The sequence below is a fragment of the Protofrankia coriariae genome (assembly GCF_001017755.1).
Taxonomy (GTDB): Bacteria; Actinomycetota; Actinomycetes; order Frankiales; family Frankiaceae; genus Protofrankia; species Protofrankia coriariae.
This window is the reverse complement of record NZ_JWIO01000036.1, coordinates 4,491-10,162: the sequence shown is the minus strand read 5'-3', so window position 1 is coordinate 10,162 and position 5,672 is coordinate 4,491. Positions and strand designations below refer to the sequence as shown.

General features: G+C 67.9%; 5 protein-coding genes and 1 pseudogene (1 of these 6 only partly in view). 1 reads left to right on the top strand and 5 read right to left on the bottom strand.

Translation table 11 applies throughout. The features are described 5' to 3' along the window. Positions 1 to 114: 114 nt before the first annotated feature. The 3 genes from FrCorBMG51_RS18755 to FrCorBMG51_RS18745 form a co-directional block, all read right to left on the bottom strand. Complete coding sequence (locus FrCorBMG51_RS18755) at positions 115 to 1,131, bottom strand: tyrosinase family protein (RefSeq protein WP_047224365.1); 1,017 nt, start codon at positions 1,129 to 1,131, stop codon at positions 115 to 117. A 12-nt stretch (positions 1,132 to 1,143) separates the two neighbouring features. After that, positions 1,144 to 1,320, bottom strand: a complete 177-nt coding sequence (locus tag FrCorBMG51_RS31725) for a hypothetical protein (protein ID WP_235433714.1) — start codon at positions 1,318 to 1,320, stop codon at positions 1,144 to 1,146. Positions 1,321 to 2,171: 851 nt separating this feature from the next. Next, on the bottom strand, positions 2,172 to 2,375 hold the full coding sequence (locus FrCorBMG51_RS18745; RefSeq protein WP_420848640.1) for a hypothetical protein: 204 nt from the start codon (positions 2,373 to 2,375) through the stop codon (positions 2,172 to 2,174). Between the two features lie 161 nt (positions 2,376 to 2,536). Between FrCorBMG51_RS18745 and FrCorBMG51_RS18740 the strand changes: the two genes are divergently transcribed. Further along, positions 2,537 to 3,349 (top strand): alpha/beta fold hydrolase, encoded by an 813-nt coding sequence (locus tag FrCorBMG51_RS18740; protein ID WP_086055564.1) that lies wholly within the window; start codon positions 2,537 to 2,539, stop codon positions 3,347 to 3,349. A 221-nt stretch (positions 3,350 to 3,570) separates the two neighbouring features. On the opposite strand, the gene FrCorBMG51_RS18735 is transcribed toward FrCorBMG51_RS18740, so the two are convergent. Next, a complete protein-coding gene (locus FrCorBMG51_RS18735) occupies positions 3,571 to 4,422 on the bottom strand; it encodes a DUF72 domain-containing protein (RefSeq protein WP_047224362.1) in 852 nt (283 codons plus the stop codon). 339 nt (positions 4,423 to 4,761) lie between these two features. Then, positions 4,762 to 5,672, bottom strand: a pseudogene (katG, locus tag FrCorBMG51_RS18730) (catalase/peroxidase HPI) (it continues 1,338 nt past the right edge of the window).

Genomic DNA, 5,672 nt, shown 5'->3' with positions numbered 1-5,672 from the left:
CCGCCGCCGGCCGCTCGCGTGTTCACGTGTCCATGGTGTTCACGCGCTCGCGTGCGCCGGCGGCGGATTTTTCGGACGTCGGACAGATCATCCAAACCAGGTCGTGCGAATCAGTCAGACTGTGCGGACGGCGCCGAGCCCGCCAGCACCGACACCGGCGGGCTCGGCCGTGACGAACAGAGCGTCGTATTCGTATACGTCGCCGACGTCCAACATCTGCCGAGGCGTCGCCGGTGTCGAGAGCAGCGAGAACATGGCATCGTCGACACGATGCCCGGTCAGCGCCGCCGAAGCCGTGCCGGTCGGTACGTAGGCACTTTCGGGATAACGAACCTGCCAGGACGCCCAGATGCGGTCGACATTGCAGTGGTTGAGATAGAAGACCGGATCGTTGGGTGACGAAGAAGGCAACATGTCGCCCCCGACCCACACGTGCACGCGGTTGTGCAGCCCCGGTGCCGTGTTCAACGGACGCCAGCCCTCAAGCCGGTTACGGAATCCGTTCGAGGTCGTCGACCAGGGCGACCGGTCGTAGGCGTCGAGATCCAGCGCGGCGTCGACGTCCGCGTTCGTCGGCAGGTCCGGGGCGTTGGCCGCGAACTGGCGCCGCAGGCCGCGGTTCGTGCCGCGCAGCCGCCCCTGCACGTCCGTGTCGATCAGCACCCGCCAGGAGTCGGGGTCGGACGGGTCGAACGCGAACGGGCCGGTGGTGACGGGATCCCCCTGCCCGCCCAGGACGTCGCCGGCCCACAACGGCGCGTCGGGCTGCTGTGCCACGGGCAGATCGCCGTCCGACGACCAGTCCCAGTAGGGCAGGCCGAAGTTCTCGTCGTCGAGCACCCGCTGCAGCTGGAGCTCCAACAGCACCAGCATGAAACGATGCCAGGGGAGGAACACCGGCCCCCGGTGAGCGGCGTTGCGGTCGCCCTGTGACGGGGGCGTGAAGGTGTTCATCGCGATGTGGTGCCAGGCGACGAAAAGATCGTATGTACTGACCTGCTGTTGTTGGCCTCCTATCCCCAGGTCGGCGGTGGTCGGCCCGAGGAACTCGGCCTTCAGCAGCCGGACGCCCCGTATGTACAGATCGCGCGATGCGGCGTCGTGCAGGATGTTGCGACGGACGACGGCCATGTTCGAGCCTCCTCAGTCATGGTGCTGGTGCGCGGGCCCGTGGCTGCCGTCGGGCTGGCTGCCGCCGGGCTCCCCCGGCGACCCGAAATCGTCCGGGAAGGCGTCGACCAGTTTCTCGGCCATCTCGACCGCGGACGCGAAAGCAATGTTGGGAATGGCGTGGTAGTGCACCTGCCCGTCGTTGGTCACGCCAACGTGCCCTTTGATCACGTTTCCGTCGACCTCGATCGAATAGGTGGTCCGTACCACAATATGGTGGCCTTTGTACGTCGTCTCACGAATGCTCTCAAGCGTGTGGTGATCGTGCTCATCGGGTCGCGGACGTCGATATCTCCGCAAACTCTCGAGCACCGACCGCGGCTGGGCCAGTGGTGCCAGCTCACTCTTTCTCACGTGTGTCTCCCAGCATGAGAGGATATTGATCCGACCGTGCTCGCGGTCTTCGCCGGTCTCTCCGAAAAACCACGAACCCCGCTGAAAAACCGCGTACGGCCGTCATTTCACCGGCCGCTGCCGGAACAGCGGCCCCACAACGGGCGCCGTGTTGCCACGAACACCAGTCATACCGCCTGGCGGCGCCCGGTCAGCCGGCGTGGATCGGATTCCTGCGACGCCGCCGTCCACGGGACGGCAGGATGCCGGGCATGCGTCCGCCTGCTTCCGGCCCGGCGACGCAGGTGGATGCCCGGATCCGGCTCGCGGGTTCGCAGTGGTTCATGCGTCCTCCCGGAGGCTGTCGACCGCGTCCTGAGCGTGTTTCCTCCGTCACGAGCATTCCCCAACGAGAAGCAACCGGCTGGCTACTGTCGCCACACGGACACGGCGGCACAGCGACACGGCGACAGGCCGGCCACGCAACCACACATCCCAGTCCGGCCCCACTTCGGGCGGCTTTCCATGCTCGGCTGTTCGGACGCGCGCGATCCGCCCATCTTGTGGCCCGGCGGCCCTGGTCGCCCTGCCGGGTGCAACGGGCTCAGGGCAGGCAACGGGCACGCTTCAGGGCAGGCAACGGGGCTTCCAGAGCAGGCAACGGGGCTTCAGGGCAGGGAGGCCCAGCGGTCGGGGTCGCCACCGCCGAGCCAGCGGTCGATGTCCGCTCGCCACCACACCCGGGTGCCGCCCCAGCGCGAGGTGCGGTTGACCACCGCGGCCGGAGCCGGCGCGCGGGGATCGGTCCGCAGCCGATGATCGACGGCCTGCCGCGTCACCCCCAGAACGGCTGCGATGTCGGCAGACCCCACAAGTACCGGCAGTTCGCCCACGCACCCCGACGATAGCCCGCCGACCACACCGTCACGAACGAACCCGGCCAGCGCAGCGTACGGACCACAGCGGCTCCGGGACCAGCGATGACATCATCGGCGGCTTCGCCCATCTTCGATTACCCTGAACACGGGTTGTACTGTCTCAACCGACGCGCTACCGTCGGCCTGCTCGAGACCTCATTCGATCATCGGGAAGGCGCCCCTCCCGACGGGAGGTCCTGCTGCCCCTGCGTTCCGACGGCAGCCGCCCCCCGCTGTTCTGCGTCCACCCGGCTGGCGGGATCAGCTGGCCCTATATCGGGCTGACGCGCTATCTCGGCCCGGACTATCCGCTCTACGGCCTGCAGGCACGGGGCCTGGCCGAACCAGAAGAACTTCCGGCCACCCTGGAGGAGATGGTCGCCGACTATCTCAGACAGATCCGCACAGTCCAACCGGCCGGGCCCTACCACCTGCTCGGCTGGTCCTTCGGCGGCGTGGTGGCCCATGCCCTGGCCACCGAACTCCAACGCGACGGTGAGCGGGTCGCGCTCCTGGCCCTGCTCGACGCCTACCCCCTCGGGGAGGAATCCCTGCAGGAAGCGGCGCTCAGCGAACAGGACGTTCTCACCCTTCTCCTCGACGCCGCCGGCCTCGGTGAAGAGGAGCCACTCGACGAAGAGCTGGACCGCGACCGCGTGATGGACCTTCTGCGCCGCAAGGGCACCATTCCGGCGGAACTCCTGGAAGAGCGCGCGCTGGCAGCCGTCATCGATGTTTCCAGCAACAACGTCCGGCTGCTACGGGGATTCACCCCCGGCCGGTTCGACGGGGACCTGCTGCTCTGTTCACCGCGGCTCAGCCCAGCCCCGACAGCCCGCCTGACGCCCGCCCGACACCACAGGCATGGCAGCCGTATGTCGACGGCACGATCACCATCCACGCTGTCGCCAGCACGCACCATCACATGATGCAGCCCGAAGCGCTGGCCCAGCTCGGACCGATTCTGGCCGCAGCGCTCGAAGAAAGCATCCGTCGCAGTCCCGTCCCGGAAAGCTGAAAACCCATGGCCAACCCTTTCGGGGACGAGGACAGTACCTGCCTCGTTCCCGAAAGGGACAGCTTTCATCTGGACGATCCCCAGCTCGCGAGGGAGCCACGGGAAACGACCCGAACCCCTCCTTGTGTCGCGTCAGAAGAGGGTCAGGGGCTCGGTTGGTATCGGCTGGGGCAGCGCGTCGAGTTCGGGTACGCGTACCCGAACCTCGTCGTGGAAACGGCGGGCGAGCAGCGGCGCGTCGGCGTTGTCCGGGGTGTGCACAAAAACGGTGGGTGACCGGCCCTCGCGCAGCCACTCGACGACAGTGTCAGTCCAGTGCTGCCAGCCTTCGATCGTCCGCTCCGCGGCGTCGCGGCCGAGGTAGCGGACGATCGGCCGGTCGGTCAACGCGAGCGATCGCAGTGGCAGGCGTGGTTTCTTCGTCCACGCCTCCCGTTCGGCGTCGCTGCTTGGCGGGCTCCGAAAGAACGCGGTGGTGTCGAATGGAATCCATTCGGCGGCCACGGTGGCAAGCGCTCCTTCGAGAAGCCGTGCCGCGCGGGGGTCGTTGAAGAAGGCGGGGTGACGGACCTCCACGGCGTACCGGTGGGACCTGGTGAGCCGGTGGAGAAAACGGGCGAGCGCGGGGACGTCGGCGGGGGTGAACGATCCTGGCAGCTGTATCCAGAGGGCGTGGGCCCGCGGGCCGAGCGGCTCGATCGCCGTCAGGAAGGCGTGCAGCGCCTCGTCGGCGTCCGTGAGACGGCGTTCGTGTGTGATGACCTTTGGCAGTTTGATCACGAACCGGAAGTCGGCGCTGGTCTGCCGCGCCCACGAGGCCACGGTGTCCCTGGCCGGGGTCGCATAGAACGTCGTGTTTCCTTCGACCGCGTTGCACCAGCCGGCATAGTGCCGCAGGCGTTCGTGAGACGGGAGCGGATGCGCCAGAAAACGTCCCTGCCACGACTTGTGCGTCCACATCGCGCATCCCACGTGAAGACGCATGACGACCCGAGCCCTCCATGGACGAACCGCGCCTGAGGCAGCCGGGCCCGAGCTCGCCCTCCAGGTCGCGACTGTGGCACACATAGCCATGTGTAGCCGCACATACTGTATCCAGAAACCGGGCCCGCAACGACGACAGAATTCGCCTCCCTGGACCCGAATCAGAGGACCGCCCCGCCCGAACGCCGGCCGGACACGGCCAGGCCGCGGCACGGTGACGGCCGCGGCCGCGGCCGACCGAGCCGAACATGAACGGAAACATCCCGGTCGGACGGGGCCGGCGCGAGCCGACCGGCCGACCGACCGGGATGCCAGGGTCAGGTCAGGAGCAGAACAGGATCAGACGAGGTCGAACCGGTCGAGGTTCGTCACCTTGGTCCATGCCGCGACGAAGTCGTGCACGAACTTCTCCCGCGCGTCGTCGCTCGCGTAGACCTCCGCGAGCGCGCGCAGTTCGGAGTTCGAGCCGAAGATGAGGTCGACACGGCTGGCAGTCCACCTGACCTCGCCCGTGGCACTGTCGCGGCCCTCGAAGGTGTTCGCGTCCTCGGACGTCGGCTGCCACGTCGTGCCCAGGTCGAGCAGGTTGACGAAGAAGTCGTTGGACAGCGTCTCGGGGGTCGTGGTGAGGACGCCGAGCGGCGACTGCCTGTAGTTCGCACCCAGGACACGCAGACCACCGATGAGGACCGTCAGCTCGGGGGCGCTCAGGGTCAGCAGGTTCGCCCGATCGATCAGAAGGAACTCGGCCGGCAGCCGGTGCCCCTTCCCGAGGTAGTTGCGGAATCCGTCCGCGGTCGGCTCGAGCACGGCGAACGACTCCACGTCGGTCTGCTCCTGCGACGCGTCGGTCCGTCCTGGCGTGAAGGGGACCTCGACATCGAAGCCGGCGTTCTTGGCGGCCCGCTCGACCGCCGCGTCACCGGCAAGCACGATCAGGTCGGCAAGTGAGACCCGCTTGCCACCGGTCTGGGCCGCGTTGAAGGCCTCCTGGATCCCTGTCAGGGTGCGCAGGACCGTCGCCAGCTGGTCGGGCTCGTTGACCTCCCAGTTGCGCTGCGGCTCGAGGCGGATGCGCGCGCCGTTGGCGCCGCCGCGCTTGTCGCTGCCGCGGAACGACGCGGCCGCCGCCCACGTGGTCCTGACCAGCTGTGAGACCGACAGGTCCGAGGCGAGGATCTGGCTCTTGAGGGTGGCGATGTCCCCAGCGTCGACGAGCTCGTGGGTCACCGGCGGGACCGGGTCCTGCC